This window comes from Tenacibaculum haliotis (assembly GCF_025215075.1).
Taxonomy (GTDB): domain Bacteria; phylum Bacteroidota; class Bacteroidia; order Flavobacteriales; family Flavobacteriaceae; genus Polaribacter; species Polaribacter haliotis_B.
Genome location: NZ_JAOBTH010000013.1, coordinates 54 through 20166, shown reverse-complemented (window position 1 = coordinate 20166; position 20113 = coordinate 54). Strand labels below are relative to the sequence as shown.

Annotated in this window: 16 protein-coding genes; 8 read left to right on the top strand and 8 right to left on the bottom strand. The window is 31.9% G+C overall.

The window, feature by feature from the left end:
* Positions 1-11 precede the first annotated feature (11 nt).
* Positions 12-1526 carry an FMN-binding glutamate synthase family protein gene (locus N2251_RS00435; RefSeq protein WP_260584706.1) on the bottom strand — a complete coding sequence of 505 codons (1515 nt, stop codon included), beginning with the start codon at positions 1524-1526 and terminating at the stop codon, positions 12-14.
* A 93-nt stretch (positions 1527-1619) separates the two neighbouring features.
* Positions 1620-1871 (bottom strand): type B 50S ribosomal protein L31, encoded by a 252-nt coding sequence (locus N2251_RS00430; RefSeq protein WP_218772987.1) that lies wholly within the window; start codon positions 1869-1871, stop codon positions 1620-1622.
* A gap of 184 nt (positions 1872-2055) precedes the next feature.
* Here N2251_RS00430 and N2251_RS00425 point away from each other — a divergent pair, with 184 nt between their 5' ends.
* Positions 2056-3096, top strand: coding sequence for a glutaminyl-peptide cyclotransferase (locus tag N2251_RS00425; RefSeq protein ID WP_260584704.1), 1041 nt, complete (start codon positions 2056-2058; stop codon positions 3094-3096).
* Positions 3097-3142: 46 nt separating this feature from the next.
* Entirely contained in the window at positions 3143-4645 is a 1503-nt protein-coding gene (locus N2251_RS00420; protein ID WP_260584703.1) for a hypothetical protein, read from the top strand.
* On the opposite strand, the gene N2251_RS00415 is transcribed toward N2251_RS00420, so the two are convergent.
* Together N2251_RS00415 and N2251_RS00410 are read right to left on the bottom strand one after the other, a co-directional pair.
* Positions 4638-5660 carry a hypothetical protein gene (locus tag N2251_RS00415; protein WP_260584702.1) on the bottom strand — a complete coding sequence of 341 codons (1023 nt, stop codon included), beginning with the start codon at positions 5658-5660 and terminating at the stop codon, positions 4638-4640. The genes N2251_RS00420 and N2251_RS00415 overlap by 8 nt on opposite strands.
* Positions 5661-5732: 72 nt before the next feature.
* The gene (locus N2251_RS00410; protein ID WP_260584701.1) at positions 5733-7016 is read right to left on the bottom strand and encodes a metal-dependent hydrolase family protein; all 1284 of its coding nucleotides are present in this window, start codon (positions 7014-7016) and stop codon (positions 5733-5735) included.
* 72 nt (positions 7017-7088) lie between these two features.
* Here N2251_RS00410 and N2251_RS00405 point away from each other — a divergent pair, with 72 nt between their 5' ends.
* From N2251_RS00405 to N2251_RS00390, 4 genes are read left to right on the top strand one after another with little or no spacing between them, the layout of a single operon-like run.
* Positions 7089-7769 carry an SDR family NAD(P)-dependent oxidoreductase gene (locus N2251_RS00405; RefSeq protein ID WP_260584700.1) on the top strand — a complete coding sequence of 227 codons (681 nt, stop codon included), beginning with the start codon at positions 7089-7091 and terminating at the stop codon, positions 7767-7769.
* Positions 7770-7779: 10 nt separating this feature from the next.
* Positions 7780-8379, top strand: a complete 600-nt coding sequence (locus tag N2251_RS00400; protein WP_260584699.1) for a SprT-like domain-containing protein — start codon at positions 7780-7782, stop codon at positions 8377-8379.
* Between the two features lie 39 nt (positions 8380-8418).
* A complete protein-coding gene (locus N2251_RS00395) occupies positions 8419-9480 on the top strand; it encodes a mannose-1-phosphate guanylyltransferase (protein ID WP_260584698.1) in 1062 nt (353 codons plus the stop codon).
* A 26-nt stretch (positions 9481-9506) separates the two neighbouring features.
* Positions 9507-11492, top strand: a complete 1986-nt coding sequence (locus tag N2251_RS00390; protein WP_260584696.1) for a GTP-binding protein — start codon at positions 9507-9509, stop codon at positions 11490-11492.
* On the opposite strand, the gene lpxK is transcribed toward N2251_RS00390, so the two are convergent.
* Complete coding sequence (lpxK, locus tag N2251_RS00385; protein ID WP_260584695.1) at positions 11485-12519, bottom strand: tetraacyldisaccharide 4'-kinase; 1035 nt, start codon at positions 12517-12519, stop codon at positions 11485-11487. The two genes, N2251_RS00390 and lpxK, sit on opposite strands and share 8 nt — an antisense overlap.
* Positions 12520-12569: 50 nt before the next feature.
* Here lpxK and N2251_RS00380 point away from each other — a divergent pair, with 50 nt between their 5' ends.
* Both N2251_RS00380 and N2251_RS00375 read left to right on the top strand, forming a co-directional pair.
* The gene (locus tag N2251_RS00380; RefSeq protein ID WP_260584694.1) at positions 12570-13664 is read left to right on the top strand and encodes a Nif3-like dinuclear metal center hexameric protein; all 1095 of its coding nucleotides are present in this window, start codon (positions 12570-12572) and stop codon (positions 13662-13664) included.
* Between the two features lie 3 nt (positions 13665-13667).
* A complete protein-coding gene (locus N2251_RS00375) occupies positions 13668-14438 on the top strand; it encodes a zinc ribbon domain-containing protein (protein WP_260584693.1) in 771 nt (256 codons plus the stop codon).
* A gap of 338 nt (positions 14439-14776) precedes the next feature.
* On the opposite strand, the gene N2251_RS00370 is transcribed toward N2251_RS00375, so the two are convergent.
* The 3 genes from N2251_RS00370 to N2251_RS00360 all read right to left on the bottom strand — a co-directional run.
* The gene (locus N2251_RS00370) at positions 14777-16921 is read right to left on the bottom strand and encodes an OmpA family protein (RefSeq protein ID WP_260584692.1); all 2145 of its coding nucleotides are present in this window, start codon (positions 16919-16921) and stop codon (positions 14777-14779) included.
* 11 nt (positions 16922-16932) lie between these two features.
* Complete coding sequence (locus N2251_RS00365; RefSeq protein WP_260584691.1) at positions 16933-17859, bottom strand: PorP/SprF family type IX secretion system membrane protein; 927 nt, start codon at positions 17857-17859, stop codon at positions 16933-16935.
* A gap of 46 nt (positions 17860-17905) precedes the next feature.
* Positions 17906-20113: T9SS type B sorting domain-containing protein (locus N2251_RS00360; protein WP_260584690.1), on the bottom strand; the 2208-nt coding region annotated here is incomplete at its 5' end.

The window sequence follows — 20113 nt, the reverse complement described above, 5'->3', positions numbered from 1 at the left end:
AAGAAATAACTTTAATGTAACTCATAAATTTTATCTAACGATGTAATATCGCCTGCTTTATCTCTTCTAAAAACATGCTGCGCTTTTACATCTGCAATCGATTCTTTTCCCATTGCTGCAACAATTTCTTTTACTGCTGCAATAGTATTGTCGTGATAATTTTTAACACGGATATTTTTATCGCCAACCACTAAAGCCGCTACCAAATCTTCATCTTGTGTTGCCACCCCAACAGGGCAAGTATCTAAATTACACTCACGCGCTTGTATACAACCTAAACTCAGCATAAAACTACGTGCCATACCAACAACATCAGCACCTAAGGCTTTGTATTTAATAATATCAAAAGCATCAATTGCCTTACCACTTGCTATTATTTTTATCTGCTCCTTTAACTGATACTTTTGCAATGTTTTACTTACAAAAACCAATCCTTCTAACAACGGAGTACCGATATAATTAGAAAACTCTAAGGGTGCTGCTCCTGTTCCTCCTTCTCCTCCATCGACTGCTATAAAATCAGGATAATTATTAGCTTCAGCAAAAGCTTTTATCATTGCTTCAATTTCATCATTATCTCCTACACAAAATTTAATTCCTACAGGTTTTCCTTCGGATAAATCTCTTACTTCCTGAATAAAAACAATCATTTCTCTATAATTAGAAAAAGCTGAATGACCTGGAGGCGAATTCACATCTGTAAAAGGAATTACCGACCGTATTTTTGCAATTTCTTCCGTATTTTTCTTAGCTGGTAAAATACCTCCATGCCCAGGTTTTGCTCCTTGTGAAAATTTAATTTCAATCATTTTTACTTCTGGACGAATTGCATTTTCTTTAAAAATAGCAGCATCAAAAACACGCTTACCATCTACACTTTTTCCTGCACCGAAATAACCTGTTCCTACCTGAAAAATTAAATCTCCTCCTTGTAAATGATATGGTGATATTCCACCTTCACCAGTATTATGCGCAAAACCAGCCATCTTTGCTCCTTGATTTAAAGCTTTAATAGCATTCTTACTTAACGACCCAAAAGACATTGCTGATATATTAACAATAGAAGCATCGTATTTTTGGATGCATTTATCAGAACCAATCAAAACTCTTTCCCCTTTAATATGATGATGATCTTTAGGGAATAAGGAATGCTTTACAAATTCATATCCCTTTTTATACACATTATGAAGCGTACCAAAAGGAACCGTTTCTATTTCTTTTTTAGAGCGTTGATAAACAATACTTCTTTTTTCACGATTAATCGGCGTTCCGCTTAAATCATCTTCAATAAAGTATTGTTGAATTTTTTCACGTTCTTCTTCAAAAACCCAACGTAAACGAGCTACTATTGGAAAAGCACGCATTAATGAATGCTTTTGCTGAATAAATGCATCGTACAAAGCTAATACAGTTACTGCTGATGCAATAGTTAACAGAATATAATTTCCCATATCTGGAATAAAATAAACTAATACTCCGCACAGTACATTTATTACAATAACAACAGCTAGAATCGTATCTCTCATTTTTGAAAATTTTATAGGCTAAAATACGTGTTTTTTAACACAAAAAAAGCCCTAACATGAGTTAGAGCTTTTAAATATTGTAGATACTTGAAATTATTTTTTAAATTTCGAGTATTTATTTTTGAACTTATCAATACGTCCTGCAGTATCAATTAATTTAGACTTACCTGTGTAAAAAGGGTGAGAAGTTCTTGAAATTTCTAATTTGATTAATGGATATTCAGCTCCTTCTACTTCTAAAGTTTCTTTAGTGTTAGCAGTTGAACGTGTTAAAAATACATCTCCGTTAGACATATCTTTAAAAGCTACCATTCTATAATTTTCTGGATGTATTCCTTTACGCATCTTAAATGACTTTTAAATATTGTTTTGTTTTTTTATCAAACGTTGTAAAAATGGTAAAGTTTTACACTAAAAATGGTTTTAGCTGTTTGAGGATGCAAATTTAACCATATTTTTTAATTTTCAAACAAATAAATTGTTTTAATTTGTAGTGTAAACGAATAAATTAGAATTCAAACTATAAAATATGCGCATTTATACATACTTTGCTATAGCTTTATCAATAATTACAATTACTTCTTGTAGTAATTCTGAGTACAAATTTAAGTTAAATACTTCTAAAAAAACTATATTAGGACAAAAGGCTGCAATTAAATTTAAACAACTTAAAGGTGAAAAAATTGATTCTGTTCATTTATTTGTTAATAATAAGCGTGTAAACAAAAACGAAACAAGCTTAACAGTTAATACAGCCGATTTTGGTGTTGGTAAACATGCGGTTACTGCATTGGCTTTTTATCCTAACAAATCTAAAAAAGTTAAAAATGCTATTGAAATTTTAGCTAAAAACGCTCCTGCTGTCTACTCTTATAATATTATAAATACTTATCCTCATGACAAAGATGCTTATACACAAGGACTAGAATATAAAGATGGGTTTTTATACGAAACTACAGGTCGTAAAGGACAATCAACTTTACGAAAAGTTGATTTAAAAACAGGTGAGGTTCTTCAAAAAATTGATTTAGATAAAGAATACTTCGGTGAAGGAATGACAATCTTTAACAATAAAGTGTATTGGTTAACATGGCAAGCTCGCAAAGGTTTTGTGTATGATTTAAATACTTTTAAACAAATTGGGGAATTTGACTATAATCACAGTAACGAAGGTTGGGGATTAACGCACAACCAAACTGAGTTAATAAAATCGGACGGAACAAATAAAATTTGGTTTTTAAATTCTGAAAATCAAACTGAAAAAAGAAATATTCAAGTATATACCAATAAATACCCTGTTGACAACTTAAATGAAATCGAATTAATCAACGGAAAAATTTATGCCAATAAATGGCAACAAAACTCAATTGTAATCATCAACTCAAAAACAGGAATTGTTGAGGGGGTTGCTAATTTAAATGGACTAAGAGATATCGTTGCTAAAGATCAGGAACTAGAACCAAGCGATGATGTTTTAAATGGAATTGCATACGATAAAGAAAACAACCGTTTGTTTGTTACTGGAAAACATTGGGGTAAACTATTTGAAATCGAATTAATTAAAAAATAATATCTTTATCTTTTAACCTTTATTAAATACTTGTCGACTTTTATATATGAGATATTCCCTTCAAATTTTAGCTATCTTTATTTTAGTTGCTATAAGCTCGTGTAGAAAAGATTTTAACACTGTTCCTAATTTTGGTAAACTTGAATTTTCTAAAGACACCATTTTTTTAGATACTGTTTTTTCCAACATAGGTTCAGCTACCTACAATTTAAAAGTATACAATAGAAGTAATAAACCGATTACAATTCCTGAAATTAAATTAGAGAACGGAAACAACTCTAACTATCGTTTAAATGTTGACGGAATAGCTGGTAAAAACTTTAACGACATTGATATTTTAGCGAATGATAGCATTTATGTTTTTATAGAAACCACCATTGATTTTAACACAACCACAGATCCTTTATACACAGATAAATTATTATTTGACAACGGTAATAAGCAACAAAATGTTGATTTAATTACTTTAGTGCAAGATGCTACTTTTATATTCCCATCAAAAAATAGTATGGGAATTGAAACCTTAACTATAGATGGTACAGATTCTAAAATTCAAGGTCGTTTTTTAACAGATGCTGAATTAACTTTTACAGATGAAAAACCATATGTTATTTACGGTTATGCTGCTATTCCTTCGGATAAAAAATTAACTATCAATGCAGGTGCTAAAATTCATTTTCATAAAAATTCAGGATTAATTGTTGACACAAAAGGGAGCTTAGAAGTTAACGGAACACTTAACGAAAAAGTAGTTTTTGAAGGAGATAGATTAGAACATCGTTTTAGTAATATTTCTGGTCAATGGGGTACTATTTGGATGCGTGCTGGTAGTAAAGAAAATAAAATTAATCATGCACTAATAAAAAACGGGACTATCGGTGTTTTAGTTGATAGTATTGGAACCTTAACCTCACCTACCCTAACAATAAAAAACACTGAAATTTATAACAATTCTAACTACGGAATCTTAGGAAGAGATACTAATATTAAAGGAGAAAACATCGTTATAGGTAACGCAGGGCAATCTTCTTTGGCTTGTACTTTTGGAGGGACTTATAATTTTACACATGCAACTTTTGCTAATTATTGGAGCAATAGTTTCCGTCAGCTACCAACAGTTTTAGTAAATAATTACACTAATTTTCTTAATAGAAATAACGAAGAAGTAACAGCAACAAGAGATTTAATTGCTGCTAACTTCACCAACTGTATTATTGAAGGTAACAATAATATTGAATTTGTTTTGGATAAAAATAACGATAGTGATTTTAATTATAATATTGAAAACTCTATGATTAAGTTTAATGATTTTAATGATTCGTTTGCTAGCAATAACGAGTTGAATTTTAATGATGCTACTCATTATCAAAATATTATTTTAAACGGAGAACCTAACTTTAAAGACACTTCTTTAAATCATTTTATGATTGGTGAAAATTCTGATGCCATTAACAAAGCAAAAGCATCCGCTATTTCTGAAGATGTTTTAGGCGTTAACAGAACAACAAATCCTGATATTGGTGCATATCAGCATATTACTTTTAATTAATACAGCCTTCTTCTAAAACATTTTTAAATTGATGTTTATCATCTATATAAAAAGCCAAAGAAGTATACGTTTTCTGTATTCCATAAAAGCTTTTAAAGACAGCTTTCTCTTTTAAATGAAGAATAACATTGTGAGCATCTAAACTACCTAAAACAGAGAAAGCAACAATACTTTTATCGGTTGGTAAATCCTTCTCAGTCACCTCAACATTTTTTATGTTTTCGAAAGGAATTATTGCTTTACAGAAAAAACCATATCTTAAAGTCAAAACCTTGCTTACTCTATCAATCTCTGTAGGAATCTTAGATAAAGAACGCATTAGAGAAAATAATTGCAAACATGTATAAGCACTTAAAACAGTCAATATCCAAGCTACAATAACACTCCATTTCTCAACTAATACATGAACAGCAATGGTTTCAATTAAAATAACTAAAATTAAACCTAAAAGAATTGAAACTGAAGTACTGTTTTTATGATAAGAGAATTCATTTTCTTTTAACTCTCTCTTTTTCCAAGCTAAAAATCCGTAATAAATAACAGAAATTTCGGTAGCTAACAACTCTCCTATTTTATTTGGAAAAACAGTACTAGTTGCTAATTGGATAGCGTTATAAAAACCTAAATTACTGCTTGATTTGCTTTTTAATTCTTGCCTTATTCTTCTTCCTTTGAAAACCAGAAAACTAAAAACACCTAGCTCAACAACTGGTAAAATGAAATTTTTAATTTGAGATAAAAACGATTGATGCTCTTTTGGAATAATAAAACTCGCAATAACAATTCCGATTATAAATAAAGAAACAACAGTAACCTTAGGAACTTCCTTTTTTCTTATAATTAAAAAGTAGACAAGTGGAATTGTAAATAATAAATCCAAAGTAATACCTAGTGATAGTTCTTCTGGATTTATTACAAACACTGATGAGTTTACTACTAAAAATAATGTTGAAATTAATAGTAATGGAACTCCAAAAACTAACAGGTAATTACGAGAAATAAACAATTGCTTCATAGTCTTTAATTTTACAATTAGCATCTATAAGTTAGTTGTTTAACCTCTTAATTTGTTACACTTTTCTTACAACTATTTTTTCTTATAAACGATTCCGTTTTTCATTACAAAAACAACATTTTCCATTGTTTTAATATTTTTAGTTGGATCTTCATTTACAGCTATAATATCAGCAAAGAAACCTTTTTTAACCTGCCCTATTTCGTTCTCCATCTTTAATATTTTAGCATTCGTAATAGTTGCTGACTGAATCGTTTCTATCGCTGGCATACCTGCTTCTACCATGTAGCCAAATTCTTTACCATTGTTACCGTGTTTAAAAACACCTGCATCAGTACCAAATGCAATTCCAACACCTTTTTTATATGCTTTTGCAAATGTTCCTTGAATTTTCGGCCCCACAGCTAATGCTTTCGGAACCACAATATCTGGATAAAATCCTTTTATTTTAGCTTTCTCTTCTACCTCTTTACCTGCAGTAATTGTTGGCACTAAAAAAGCGTTGTGCTTTTTCATCAACTCCATCGTTTCATCACTCATATAAGTTCCGTGTTCAATAGTTTTTACACCTCCAATTATTGCACGTTGCATTCCTTCATCACCGTGTGCGTGTGCCGCTACATGCATTCCGTAATCTTTAGCCATATCACATATTGCTTTCACCTCTTCAATTGTAAATTGTGGATTATCACCCGATTTAGCCACACTTAAAACTCCTCCTGTTGCGGTAATTTTAATACAATCTGCTCCATTTTTATAACGCTGACGTACCGCTTTTTTAGCATCTTCAACCGAATTTACAACTCCTTCTTTGGGTCCGGGATTACCAGTTAAAACTCGACTGCTTCCGTTTGTAGGATCTGCATGACCACCAGTAGTTGCTAATGATTTACCCGCTGTAAAAACTCTAGGCCCAGGTATTTTTCCAGCTTCGATTGCTTTTTTTATTGAAATATTTACACCCGTCCCTCCTAAATCCCTTACTGTTGTAAATCCGTTTAACAAGGTTGATTTTGCAAAACCAACAGAATTATAAGCTACATCTGCTTCATTTAAAGTATATTTATTTAAGCGCGTTTTAGCATCAAATTCCATTTCAATATGTACATGCATATCTATCAAACCAGCCATTACAACTTTATCTCTTAAATCTATTGTTTTAGATGTTTTATCTCTTGGCATTATATAGCCATTTTTAACATGTGTAATTTTATTGCCATTAACAACAATTGTTTTTTCTGTTTGAATTTCTCCTGAAGCTGTATCAATTAACTTTCCGCATAAAACATAAGTGTTCTGACTAAACGAATAAGTTACAATCAATAAAAACAAAAGTAAAAAGCTATTTTTTTTCATGATAAAAATTTAGTTTGAACTATAAATGTATGAAAATTTTAAGTAGCTTGCTTGTTTAACTCATCCTATTAAATGAAAAATATTGTAATTACAGGAACTAGTAGAGGTATTGGTTTTCAACTAGCGCAACAGTTTGCAAACGAAGGACATAAAGTATTGGCTTTATCAAGAAACACAAGTCCGTTAGAAAAAATAAATCATAAAAACATTACTACGATAGCTGTCGATTTATCTAATAATGACGATTTAAACAAAGCAACATCATTCATTAAAAAAGAATGGAAAACTGTTGATGTTTTAATTAACAATGCAGGAAAATTGGTAAATAAGCCATTTACAGATTTAACTACGGCTGATTTCGAAGATGTTTATAAAGTAAATGTATTTGCTGTTGCCGAATTAACAAAGCTATTAATTCCGTTTTTCAAAAAAGGAAGTCATGTAGTTACAGTTAGTTCTATGGGCGGAGTACAAGGAAGCATGAAATTCCCAGGTTTAGCTGCTTATAGCTCTGCAAAAGGAGCAGTAATCACTTTATCTGAATTATTAGCTGAAGAATACAAAGAGCAACAAATAGCCTTTAATGTATTGGCTTTAGGTGCCGTACAAACCGAAATGTTAGAAGAAGCTTTTCCTGGTTATGTTGCTCCATTATCGGCAAAAGAAATGGCAAGTTATATTTTTGATTTCGCCTTAACAGGAAACAAGTTTTACAACGGAAAAGTACTAGAAGTATCTAGTTCAACGCCATAAAAAACTTTCATTGTACAAAACACTTATAAAATATATCCCTGAAAAAGCAATTCCGTTAGTTGAGTATTTAATTAACGAGCATAAAATCAATCTTAAAATTGTAAATCAGCGACAATCCAAACATGGTGATTTTAGAACTTTCCCGAACGGACAAACACAAATTACGGTTAATAACAACCTAAATGAATTTCAGTTTTTATTAACTTTAATTCATGAAATTGCGCATCATGTTACGCATAAAAGGTTTGGGAGAGTACAACCTCATGGCAAACATTGGAAAACAGTTTTTCAGCATTTAATGTTGCCTTTTTTACAACCAGATATTTATCCGAAGGAAATATTACCTTATTTGGCTAACTATCTTAAAAACCCAAAAGCAAGTACCGATACTGATGTTAACTTATCATTAGCGTTACGCGGTGGCGAAGCTGAAAACGGAAAGAATTTTATCTTTCAAGTTCCTATTAATAGTGTTTTTCAGTTTAAAGACACCTTATATAAAAGAGGAAACAAACGCAGAACTCGTTATGAATGTTTAAATTTAACGAACAAAAGAGTGTATCTTTTTAATCAAAATGCAGAGGTGAAATTAGTAGCCTCAAACACATAAACAAAACACCTGTTTTTTCAGGAATGATAATACGTTTTTATGAATAAAAATTATTACGCAGTAATTATGGCTGGTGGTATTGGCTCTCGTTTTTGGCCAGTAAGCACCCAAGAATATCCGAAACAGTTTCATGATATGTTAGGAACGGGCGAATCGTTAATTCAGCGTACTTTTAACCGAATTAATGCTTTAATTCCTGCTGAAAATATTTTAATTGCTACAAACGAACGCTATGAAAGTTTGGTTTTAGAGCAATTACCAAAAACTACCAAAAAACAACTTTTATTAGAGCCGGCAATGCGCAATACAGCTCCTTGTATTTTATATGCTGCTTTAAAAATTCATGCTCAAAACAAAGACGCTGTTATGTTAGTTGCGCCTTCTGATCATTGGATTGAGGATGAAACCGAGTTTTTAAATAACATAAAAACTTCATTTGAAGCATCTGCAAAAAATAACACTTTAATGACGCTAGGTATTCAACCAGATACCCCAAATACTGGTTATGGATATATTCAGTTTGAAGAAAGTTCTTCGGATATAAAAAAGGTAAAAAACTTTACTGAAAAACCAAACCTAGCAACTGCAAAAGAGTTTATAGCTAGTGGTGATTATTTATGGAATGCAGGAATTTTCATTTGGTCTACCAAAAGCATTTTAGCTGCTTTTAAAAACCACTTACCAAATATGTTAACGGTTTTAGAAGGCACAAATACTATTTATAATACTGATTTGGAAGCTGACTTTATTAAAAGTAATTACGAAAAATGTGAAAATATTTCTATTGATTACGGAATTATGGAACGCTCGAACAACGTGCATATCTTACCGGTAGATTTTGGCTGGAATGATCTTGGTACTTGGGGGGCTTTGTATAATAAATTAGAAAAAGATGATCAAAAAAACGCTGTTGTAGGTGCTGAAACCATTTTTAGAGATGCAAGCGGAAATATGATTCGCACCGAAAGCGGTAAAAAGGTTATTATTCAAGGTTTAAATGATTTTATAGTTGTTGAAAAAGATGGAGTGCTTTTAATTTGTCCGCGAAAAGATGAGCAAGGCATCAAACAAATAAGCGCAGCCGCTACTAAGAAATTTTAACTCTACACCAAGCATCACACTAATTAATGAAGTATTCTAACATTCTTAACATAGGTATTCTGGCGCATGTAGATGCCGGAAAAACAACCTTAACAGAACACTTATTATATCATGCTGGTGCTATTAGAAAAATAGGAAGTGTAGATAAAGGATCTGCGGTTACAGATAGTTTAACTTTAGAAAAAGAACGTGGAATTTCGATTAAAGCCGCTACTACTTCTTTTAATTGGAAAAACTCTAAAATTAACTTAATTGACACTCCTGGTCACGTAGATTTCTCTAGTGAGGTTGCAAGAACTCTTTGTGTTGTTGATGCTGTTATTTTAGTAATTTCTGCTGTTGAGGGCGTACAAACACATACTTTAACAATAGTAGACGCTTTGCATGATTTAAAAATACCTACGCTAATTTTTATCAATAAAATAGACAGACCAGGTGCAGATACAGAAGCTGTTTTACGACAAATAAAAAAAGAGCTACAATATAAAACGGTAGCTATTTCTACGAGTCATGATGAAGGTTTAACTTCTGCGTATATAACCGAAGTTTTTAACAATAATAAAATTAGTAAGGAGCAAAAAGAAGCTATTACTGAAGAACTCATAGAAACCGATGAAAAGCTGTTGACACAATATTTAAACGGAATTCATTTTTCTGATGAAGTCTATTTAAACACAATTGCAAAAAGTACTTCAAACAATATCATAGTTCCTGTTTTTACAGGTATTGCTAAAAACAATATTGGTGTTGAGGAATTATTAAACGGAATTGTTGATTTTATCAAACCTAGAAAAAAAAATATTTCTGAAAATGTTGCTGCTTATGTATATAAATTAGAACATCATAAAGTTCATGGCGCAATGGCACATGTAAAAGTTTTTTCGGGTGAGTTATCTGCCAAATCGGTTATTAATAATCATACACAAGGATTAGAAACTAAAATTAATCAGACCAAAGTATTTCATCTTACAAAACATTTAGATACTAATATTACAGCAGGAGATATCGGAATAATTACTGGAGTTTTAGGTACAGAAGCAGGTGATATTTTAGGAAATCCCGCAGAAATACCAACCTTGCCCGAATTAAACATTCCCGTTTTAAGCGTACAAGTAATTGCCATTAACGATAAAGATTATAATGCCCTTGCTCAGGCGTTACAACTTATAGATAAGGAAGATCCGAGTTTACAGTTTAAATGGCATAAGCCCGAAAAAGAGTTAATTCTTTTATTGATGGGAGATATGCAAATAGAAGTACTCACCCATTTATTACAAGAACGTTTTAATATTGCTATAAATTTTACAGATCCTCAAATAGTTTATAAAGAAACTATAAGCAAATCTGCCGAAGGTTATATTCGTTATTGGATGCCGAAACCTTGCTGGGCAATTATGACATTTTTAATTGAACCCGCTCCTTTAAATTCTGGAGTTACCTATCTATCAATTGTTTCTAAAAATGATGTTCATAATAAATATCAAAATGAAATAGCAAGAACAATTCCAAAAGCTTTAGAACAAGGTCTTTTAGGTTGGAATATTACCGATGTAAAAATTACTTTAATTAAAGGAGAAGATCATAATGTACATTCTAGACCTGGTGATTTTAATTTAGCAACACCAATGGGAATAATGAAAGGTTTACAAAACGGAGGTACACATTTATTAGAACCTTTGTTGCGTTTTGAAATAAAAACCAATGAAGAATTATTAGGAAAATTAATTTCAGAACTTACAAATAGAAGAGCTATTATAAGTTCTCCTACTTTTGATCAAGATTTAGTAATCGTATCAGGAACCATACCCGTGGCAACCTCTTTAGATTTAAGCATTAAATTAAATACTATTTGTAGTGGTAGGCTTCGTTTAAGAACCGTGTTTGATAAATATGCTGTTTGTCCCGAAGGAGAAGGTAAAACAAAAGATTTTAAAGGGGTGAACCCTTTAGATGAAGCACAATGGATTTTACATCGTCGTGGTGCTTACAAAGCTGATGAACGCGTTATTTAATATTGTTTTTAACATGATTTATCACAAACTGATTAAACTTTTCTCCATCTGATAAAAAAGTGCTTTTTATAGTTATATAACACAAATTATCAATCTTTCCGTTTAAGCGCATATAATCTTTTTCTGTTGTTAAGATTACAGTATTAGAAGAAATGGTTTTGCTTTCATTTTTAATCTTTATAATATCATTATCCGTGAAATTATAATGATCTGGATAAGCTAAATGCTTGTATTTTATACGCTCTTCTGATAAAAAACTCAATAACGAATCTGGGTTTGCGATTCCGGTTACCAACAATACTTCTTTTTCTTTTAAATCAGATATTGTTATCGGAGCTGCATTTCCTTTAATATTTTCATCGTAAGATATCGTTGTAAAAAAAACTTTTTGTTCTTTTTTAGGCGCTATCTTTTTAATAATACTATCCTTAGTTTTTTGATCTAAATCATGCGGGCATTTAGTTACAATAATTACCGATGCTCTTTTTGCTCCGTTCCTACTCTCTCTTAAATTTCCGGTAGGTAACATAAAATCATTTACATATAAATCTGCAAATTTAGTTAGTAAAATATAAGTACTTCCTTTTACTTTTCTATGTTGATAAGCATCGTCTAACAAAACTACTTCAGGCGAAGTTTTTAAGTTTAATAATTGTTGAATTCCGTTTGTTCTATCAGCATCAACAGCAACTGTTACTTCTTTTCCGAATTTTTTAAAAAACTGTAAAGGTTCATCACCAACATCAATTGCTTTATGTGGAGTATTAACTATTTGAAACCCTTTTGTTTTTCGTTTGTAACCCCTACTTAAAACAGCAACTTTATGTGTGTCTTTTAATAACCTTATCAAATATTCAATTTGAGGCGATTTTCCTGTTCCTCCCACGCTTAAATTCCCAACTATAATAACAGGAATATCAAAAGAGGTAGATTTTAATAAACCTAACTCAAAAAACCAATTACGAATCGTTGTAACAACGTCGTATAAAACGGCAAACGGAAATAATAAAAATCGAAGTAATTTCATTACATCAAAAGTAATAAAAATCTTAACTTTGATTCAAGATATTTTAAATTATGCAAATAAAAGATGTTACTGACTATATTGAAAAATTAGCTCCGCTTGCGTACGCTGAAGATTTTGACAATGTAGGTTTATTAATAGGTGATTATAACACAAAAGTAACTGGAGTTTTAGTTACGCTTGATACTTTAGAAGAAACCGTTGATGAGGCTATTACCAATAACTGCAACTTAATTGTAAGCTTTCATCCGATTGTTTTTAGTGGGTTGAAAAAAATAAATGGGAATAATTATGTAGAGCGTGTTGTTTTAAAAGCAATTCAAAACAACATTGCTATTTATGCTACACATACTGCTTTAGATAACGTAAACAATGGAGTTTCCGCTAAAATGTGCGAAGTTTTAGGTTTACAAAACTGCAAAACATTAATTCCTAAAAAAGGAATTATAAAGAAACTTACTACCTATGTTCCGATTGCAGAAGCTGAAAAATTACGTACCAAACTTTTTAATGCCGGAGCAGGAAGTATTGGTAATTATGATAACTGTTCTTTTAATATAGAAGGTAAAGGAAGTTACAGAGGTGGAGAAAATTCGAATCCAACTATTGGCGAAAAGGGGAAATTCATACTTGAAAAAGAAACCTGTATTTCAGTAACTTTTGATAGTTATTTAGAAGGAAAGATCTTAAAAGCTTTGTTTGATTTTCATTCGTATGAAGAAGTTGCCTATGAAATTATAACGCTTAACAATTCTAATCAAAATGTAGGAATGGGAATGCTTGGTGAATTAGCAAACCCTATGAATGAGAAAGAATTTCTAACTTTTGTTAAGAAAATTTTTAAAACTGACTGTGTTAGACATTCTGAGTTATTAGATAAACCAATTAAAAAAATTGCTGTTTTAGGCGGATCAGGAAGCTTTGCCATAAAAAATGCCATGAGATTGAAAGCAGATGCTTATATTAGTGCTGATTTTAAATATCATGAGTTTTTTAAAGCTGAAAAAAGAATATTACTTGCTGATGTTGGACATTATGAAAGTGAACAGTTTACAAAAAACCTTTTGAGTGATTATCTTCGTAAAAAATTTAGTACTTTTGCGATTATTTTAAGTGAAAAAAGTACAAATCCAATACACTATATATAACAGATGGCAAAAAAAGAAGTAACGGTAGAAGAAAAATTAAGAGCGTTATATGATTTACAGTTAATCGATTCTAGAATTGACGAAATCAGAAATGTTCGTGGTGAATTACCTTTAGAAGTTGAAGATTTAGAAGATGAAGTTGCCGGATTAAACACAAGACTTTCTAAGTTAAAAGAAGAAGCTACTAGTATAGATACTGATGTTAGCAATAAGAAATTGGCTATTACTGAATCTAAAGCTTTAATCGAAAAATACGCAGAACAACAAAAAAATGTTCGTAACAATCGTGAGTTTGATTCTTTAACAAAAGAAGTTGAATTTCAAGAATTAGAAATTGAATTGTCTGAAAAGAGAATTAAAGAATACAAGGTTAAAATAGCTCAGAAGAACGAAGTTGTTGAAACTACTAAAGAGAAATTAAAAAAGCAGGAAACTCATTTAACTCACAAGAAGAATGAATTAGATGCTATTTTAAAAGAAACTGAGAAAGAAGAACAATTACTAAGAGAAAAATCTATAGAATATGCAAAATCTATCGATGATCATTTATTAACTGCTTATAACAGAATTCGTACAAAAGTAAGAAACGGTTTAGCTGTTGTTGCTATTGAGCGTGGTGCTGCTGGTGGTTCTTTCTTTACAATACCGCCTCAGGTACAGTTAGAAATTGCGAACCGTAAGAAAATTACAATCGATGAGCACAGTGGTCGTATCTTAGTAGATGCAGCTTTAGCTCAAGAAGAAAAAGAAAAAATTGACAACTTATTTGTTTAATATTTTTTTTTACATATATTTTAAAAGCTCTCGTTTTCGAGAGCTTTTTATTGTTTGAATACTTTGTTTATAATAAATAAACAACCTTTAAAACCAGCTTAAATATAGCTTTACATACGGTTATATGTGTCTTATTCACGATTAAAATAAACAACTATCCAACATTTTAATACAACTTTAAAAAAACATCGAATTACAATAAAGGACTAGATTCATCTAAAATTATTTTTTCTTTCTTAAAATAGATGTAACTATTTATATCAGACTTCTATATATAACAAAAAAAGCTCCTATAAAGGAGCTTTTAAGCATAAAATACAAATTTATGGGGAACTAAATTAGTTTTTATAATCGATTTTAAAATCTTTTTTATCTGTGTCGCAATCCTCCTCTTTTCCTATAACACATTTATCACTTGCGGAATTTTTAGGCTTTTTAAAATTTCTTTTTAAGAAAAGTAAAAAATTATTCTTTTTACTTATTCTTTTTCTTTCTGCAACTTTTTGAGCAACTTGTCTTGCTTTAATTTTATCTGTACCTTTTACAATATAGAAATAAGAACGCCTATTTTCTTGATGCTCTTCTTCGGTACATTTATTCTTATTCGCATCATTACATTTATTTAATAGCTGATCTTCTCCGTAACCTACAGCGCTCACGATTCTATCTTTACGAATACCTCTTGATAAAATATAATCTCTGGTAGATTTAGCTCTTTGATCTGATAATTTTCTATTAAAACTTCTTTTACCTCTACTGTCTGTATGTGCTTCAATTTTAATAGTTACTTCCGGATGGTTTGTCATAACCATTACAATACTCTCTAATTCATATTGTGCATCCTCTCTAATAACAGATTTCCCGTAATCAAAAAAGATTGGGTTAATAACAATTTGATTTCCTACAATTAAAGGTGTTAACTCTAAATTAGCAATACTTGCTTTTCCTTTAGTAATAGTAACTCTCTTTTTTTCTTTCGATTTATGATCTAACTTACTTGCAAAAACTGTATACGAATTATCACATAAGATCTCTTCAAAAACATATTTACCAACACTGTTAGATAGTGTTTCTTTTACAACTTTACCTTCACTATTAACTAATTTAACCAAGGCTCCATCTATAGGTGTATTATTTATTGTTTCTGTTACGATACCTTCAACAGATTCAGCACAAATTGGCGGATCTGTATATAGGTAAAAACTATAAATATCATCGTCTCCTTTACCTTCTTTTCTGTTAGAAGAAAAGAATCCTTTTTTACCTTTTTCACTTATATAAAAAGAAAAATCATCTCTTTTACTATTAAACGGTGCCCCTAAATTTTCAGCTTTTGAATAAATAGAATCCTGTACTATTTTAGATTGGAATATATCTAAAAGCCCCAAACCTAAATGTCCGTTTGATGAAAAATACAAGGTATTGTCCTCTCCGACGAAAGGAAACATTTCTTTATCTGAAGTATTGATTTTCTCTCCTAAATTAACTGGAGTTCCAAATTTATTATTTCCTAAAACGGTTGCTTTGTAAATATCTGTTCCTCCAAAACCACCAGGCATATTAGATACAAAATACAATATCTTTTCATCTGTACTCAAAGCAGGATGTCCCACAGAATACGCATCATTATTAAATGGTAATTCTTTTACATTTACCCAATATCCGTTTACAAAACTTGCTGTATAAATTTTTAAATTTGAAGTGTTTTTTTTATCCTTACGTGCTTTTTTACCATTCGCATTATTACGAGTAAAATAAATTGTTCTTCCATCTTTGGTAAAAACGGGAGTAGACTCGTGAAACTCTGATGTAATAGGCACATCAATTAAACGACGATTTACTAATGTTAAAACTGTATCTTTTTCGTTTTCTTCGAGTGTTTTAATTTCTTCATCTGCACTATAGATATTTAAAAATGGTTGGTTGTTCCATTTATAAATTCGCTCTTTTTTAATTCCCTTTGGAACTGCTGATGTATAATATGATTTTCCGTTTAACAAAAAACCTCCGAAATCAGAAAATTCGGTATTAATAGCTAAATTTCGAACCCCAATTCTCACTTCTTTTTTAGAATAATCTAATAAGTAATCATCTTTTTTAAGCTCTTTTTTTCTGTTACTATTATCCGAGGATGCTAATAATAAAAAAATTGAATCCGATTTTTGGTACTTACCGTTACTTCTTAATACTTGTGCGTATTTAAATAAATGTTTGTCCTCTAATTTTTTACTATGCGTTAAAACAAGTTTTTTATACCAAAGTTCGGCTTCTTCAGTTTCTGCATTGTTATAATAAGAGGCTGCTAAACGACTTAAAACATGTTTAGATGTATCTCCTTTTTCTTCTACTAGCGCTTTGTATAATTTAGCTGATTGTACATAAGAAAACTCATCAAAATAACGATCAGCAACTTTCTTATTTTGCCCAAAACTTTTAACAGTTATAACTAAAACTAGTAGTAATAACGTTTTATTTAAATTCATGTATAATAATTTTAAAAGAATCGAGGGGATCTAAATTTGGTATTTCTTAGTAAATCGTATTGTAACATAATCTCATGGGTTCCAGAATTTGTTACATTATAGTTTGATGTTGTTAAATCATATGAATAACCTATTAACAATCTATCACTAGCTTGGAAACCCAAAAGTGCACTAATAGAATCATCCCATCTCCATGCTAAACCAGCTCTGAATTTTTCATTAAATAGAAAATTAGCCGAAACATCTAATGATAATGGAGCTCCTGAAACTGCTTTTACTAATACTGCTGGCTTAAATTTGATATCTTCATTAATATCATAAACATAACCTGCTATAAAAAAGAAATGCATTCTTTCAACTGCTGTTGTTTGTGTATCTGCAAGGTTTTCATCATAGTGTTCAATTCGAAGAATATTTGGAACCGATAACCCTACATACCATTCTGGTTCATGATAATAAATTCCGGCACCTACTGTTGGTAAAAATTTATTTACATTTTCTCCAAAAATAGGTTCATCTTTATCTGCCTTTCCTTTACTCCAATCAATATTTAAAAAACGTCCTCCTAAACGCAAACCAAAAGCTAGATTACCTTCTTCTCCTGTTTCAATTGTATAAGAAAGATTTGCATCTAAATAAATTTCTTTTGATGGTCCAATTTCATCGTTCATTAAATTAACTCCTAAACCCAAACCAGAATACCCTATAGGAGTATCATAACTTATGTTTTGTGTATTTGGAGCCCCTTCGAAACCTACCCATTGCGTTCTTCCAATAGCGGTAATAACTCCATAACCTTTAGAACCAGCATAAGCAGGATTCACACTCATTGTGTTATACATATACTGTGTATATTGAGGATCTTGTTGTGCTTGTACATTTGTAATCATACATATACTAAATGCACATACCAAGATTATACTTAAAAATAATTTCATTTTATATAAAATTTTATTTCAATTTATTTTTTTGCAAAAGTATTAATTATCTATTAATATAAATCCAACCTTTCCTTACTTTAGATCCATTTCCTAAATCTAACATATAAAAATATGTTCCAACAGGTAGTTTTTCATCTACACTAACATTTGCACGTCCGTTAGAGATACCTCTAAATACGTTATCCGTATTGTTATATCCTTTAACTTTATATACTGTGTTCCCCCATCTGTTGAATATCTCTAAAGTATTGTTTTGGAAATTCTCAATACAACCAATTACAAGGTAATCATTAATATTATCTCCGTTTGGTGTAAACTCATTGTACACTTCAACACAAGTATCTAAATCTACCGCATCTCCAAATGTAGTATCATCTCCATCTACACTGTCTGCAATACCATCGCCATCTGCATCTGTTCCGCTATCTCCTACAGTTCCGTTACCTCCATCGGTTGGGTCGGTTGGGTCTGTATCATTTACATCTGTATTTCCTGTATCTCCGAAGTTTCCGTCATCTTCATCAACTTCATCTAAAATTCCATCTCCATCTGTATCATTTCCGTCAACAATTCCGTTTCCATCTGTATCTGATCCTTCGTTTCCGCCTTCTACAACATCATTGATTCCGTCATCATCACTATCTAAATCTTGATAATCTGGTACGCCATCACCATCACTGTCTGTATTATCTGGCTCTCCTCCGGTTCCTTCTCCGAAGTTAGCATCGTCTGCATCTGCACTATCTACAATTCCGTCTCCATCGCCATCGGTTCCATCTGCGATTCCATCATTATTTGCATCTACATTTCCATCTTCGATAACGTCATTGATTCCGTCATTATCACTATCTAAATCTTGATAATCTGGTACACCATCGCCATCTGTATCTGGCTCTTCATCAGCATCTACTGATGCGTCTGCTTGACCATCGCCATTTGCATCGGCTCCTGATGCCCCATCATTAGTGTCAATAACTCCATCGTTATTAGTATCTAAATCGCCGTTTCCGCCTTCATTTACATCTAAAATTCCGTCATTATCACTATCTAAATCTAAACTATCTGGTATACCATCGCCATCTGTATCTCCGGTTCCTTCTGCTGTATCTGGAATTCCATCATTATCGTCATCTACATCATCTACATCTGCGATTCCGTCTCCGTCGGTGTCAATTGCATCTCCAAATGTAGTATCATCTCCATCTACACTGTCTGCAATACCATCGCCATCTGCATCTGTTCCGCTATCTCCTACAGTTCCTGTTCCTCCATCGGTTGGGTCGGTTGGGTCGGTGTCATTTACATCTGTATTTCCTGTATCTCCGAAGTTTCCGTCATCCTCATCAACTTCATCTAAAATTCCATCTCCATCTGTATCATTTCCGTCAACAATTCCGTTTCCATCTGTATCTGATCCTTCATTTCCGCCTTCTACAACATCGTTGATTCCGTCATCATCACTATCTAAATCTTGATAATCTGGTACGCCATCACCATCACTGTCTGTATTATCTGGCTCTCCTCCGGTTCCTTCTCCGAAGTTAGCATCGTCCGCATCTGCACTATCTACAATTCCGTCTCCATCAGCATCGGTTCCATCTGCGATTCCATCATTGTTTGCATCTACATTTCCATCTTCGATAACGTCATTGATTCCGTCATTATCACTATCTAAATCTTGATAATCTGGTACACCATCGCCATCGGTATCTGGCTCTTCGTTTCCTGCGTTTTCTGATGCATCTGCTTGACCATCACCATTTACATCTGCAAAACCGGTATCGTTTGCGTCAATAACTCCGTCATTGTTCGTGTCTAAAGCTCCATCGCCTCCTTCATTTACATCTAAAATTCCGTCATTATCACTATCTAAATCTAAACTATCTGGTATACCATCGCCATCTGTATCTCCGGTTCCTTCTGCTGTATCTGGAATTCCATCATTATCGTCATCTACATCATCTACATCTGCGATTCCGTCTCCGTCGGTGTCAATTGCATCTCCAAATGTAGTATCATCTCCATCTACACTGTCTGCAATACCATCGCCATCTGCATCTGTTCCGCTATCTCCTACAGTTCCTGTTCCTCCATCGGTTGGGTCGGTTGGGTCGGTGTCATTTACATCTGTATTTCCTGTATCTCCGAAGTTTCCGTCATCCTCATCAACTTCATCTAAAATTCCATCTCCATCTGTATCATTTCCGTCAACAATTCCGTTTCMATCTGTATCTGATCCTTCATTTCCGCC

Excerpts from the sequence above, each read along its gene's own strand:
- N2251_RS00435 (WP_260584706.1), bottom strand. The coding sequence starts at position 1,526 with ATGAGAGATACGATTCTAGCTGTTGTTATTGTAATAAATGTACTGTGC.
- N2251_RS00430 (WP_218772987.1), bottom strand. The coding sequence starts at position 1,871 with ATGCGTAAAGGAATACATCCAGAAAATTATAGAATGGTAGCTTTTAAA.
- N2251_RS00425 (WP_260584704.1), top strand. The coding sequence starts at position 2,056 with ATGCGCATTTATACATACTTTGCTATAGCTTTATCAATAATTACAATT.
- N2251_RS00420 (WP_260584703.1), top strand. The coding sequence starts at position 3,143 with ATGAGATATTCCCTTCAAATTTTAGCTATCTTTATTTTAGTTGCTATA.
- N2251_RS00415 (WP_260584702.1), bottom strand. The coding sequence starts at position 5,660 with ATGAAGCAATTGTTTATTTCTCGTAATTACCTGTTAGTTTTTGGAGTT.
- N2251_RS00410 (WP_260584701.1), bottom strand. The coding sequence starts at position 7,016 with ATGAAAAAAAATAGCTTTTTACTTTTGTTTTTATTGATTGTAACTTAT.
- N2251_RS00405 (WP_260584700.1), top strand. The coding sequence starts at position 7,089 with ATGAAAAATATTGTAATTACAGGAACTAGTAGAGGTATTGGTTTTCAA.
- N2251_RS00395 (WP_260584698.1), top strand. The coding sequence starts at position 8,419 with ATGAATAAAAATTATTACGCAGTAATTATGGCTGGTGGTATTGGCTCT.
- N2251_RS00390 (WP_260584696.1), top strand. The coding sequence starts at position 9,507 with ATGAAGTATTCTAACATTCTTAACATAGGTATTCTGGCGCATGTAGAT.
- lpxK (WP_260584695.1), bottom strand. The coding sequence starts at position 12,519 with ATGAAATTACTTCGATTTTTATTATTTCCGTTTGCCGTTTTATACGAC.
- N2251_RS00380 (WP_260584694.1), top strand. The coding sequence starts at position 12,570 with ATGCAAATAAAAGATGTTACTGACTATATTGAAAAATTAGCTCCGCTT.
- N2251_RS00375 (WP_260584693.1), top strand. The coding sequence starts at position 13,668 with ATGGCAAAAAAAGAAGTAACGGTAGAAGAAAAATTAAGAGCGTTATAT.
- N2251_RS00370 (WP_260584692.1), bottom strand. The coding sequence starts at position 16,921 with ATGAATTTAAATAAAACGTTATTACTACTAGTTTTAGTTATAACTGTT.
- N2251_RS00365 (WP_260584691.1), bottom strand. The coding sequence starts at position 17,859 with ATGAAATTATTTTTAAGTATAATCTTGGTATGTGCATTTAGTATATGT.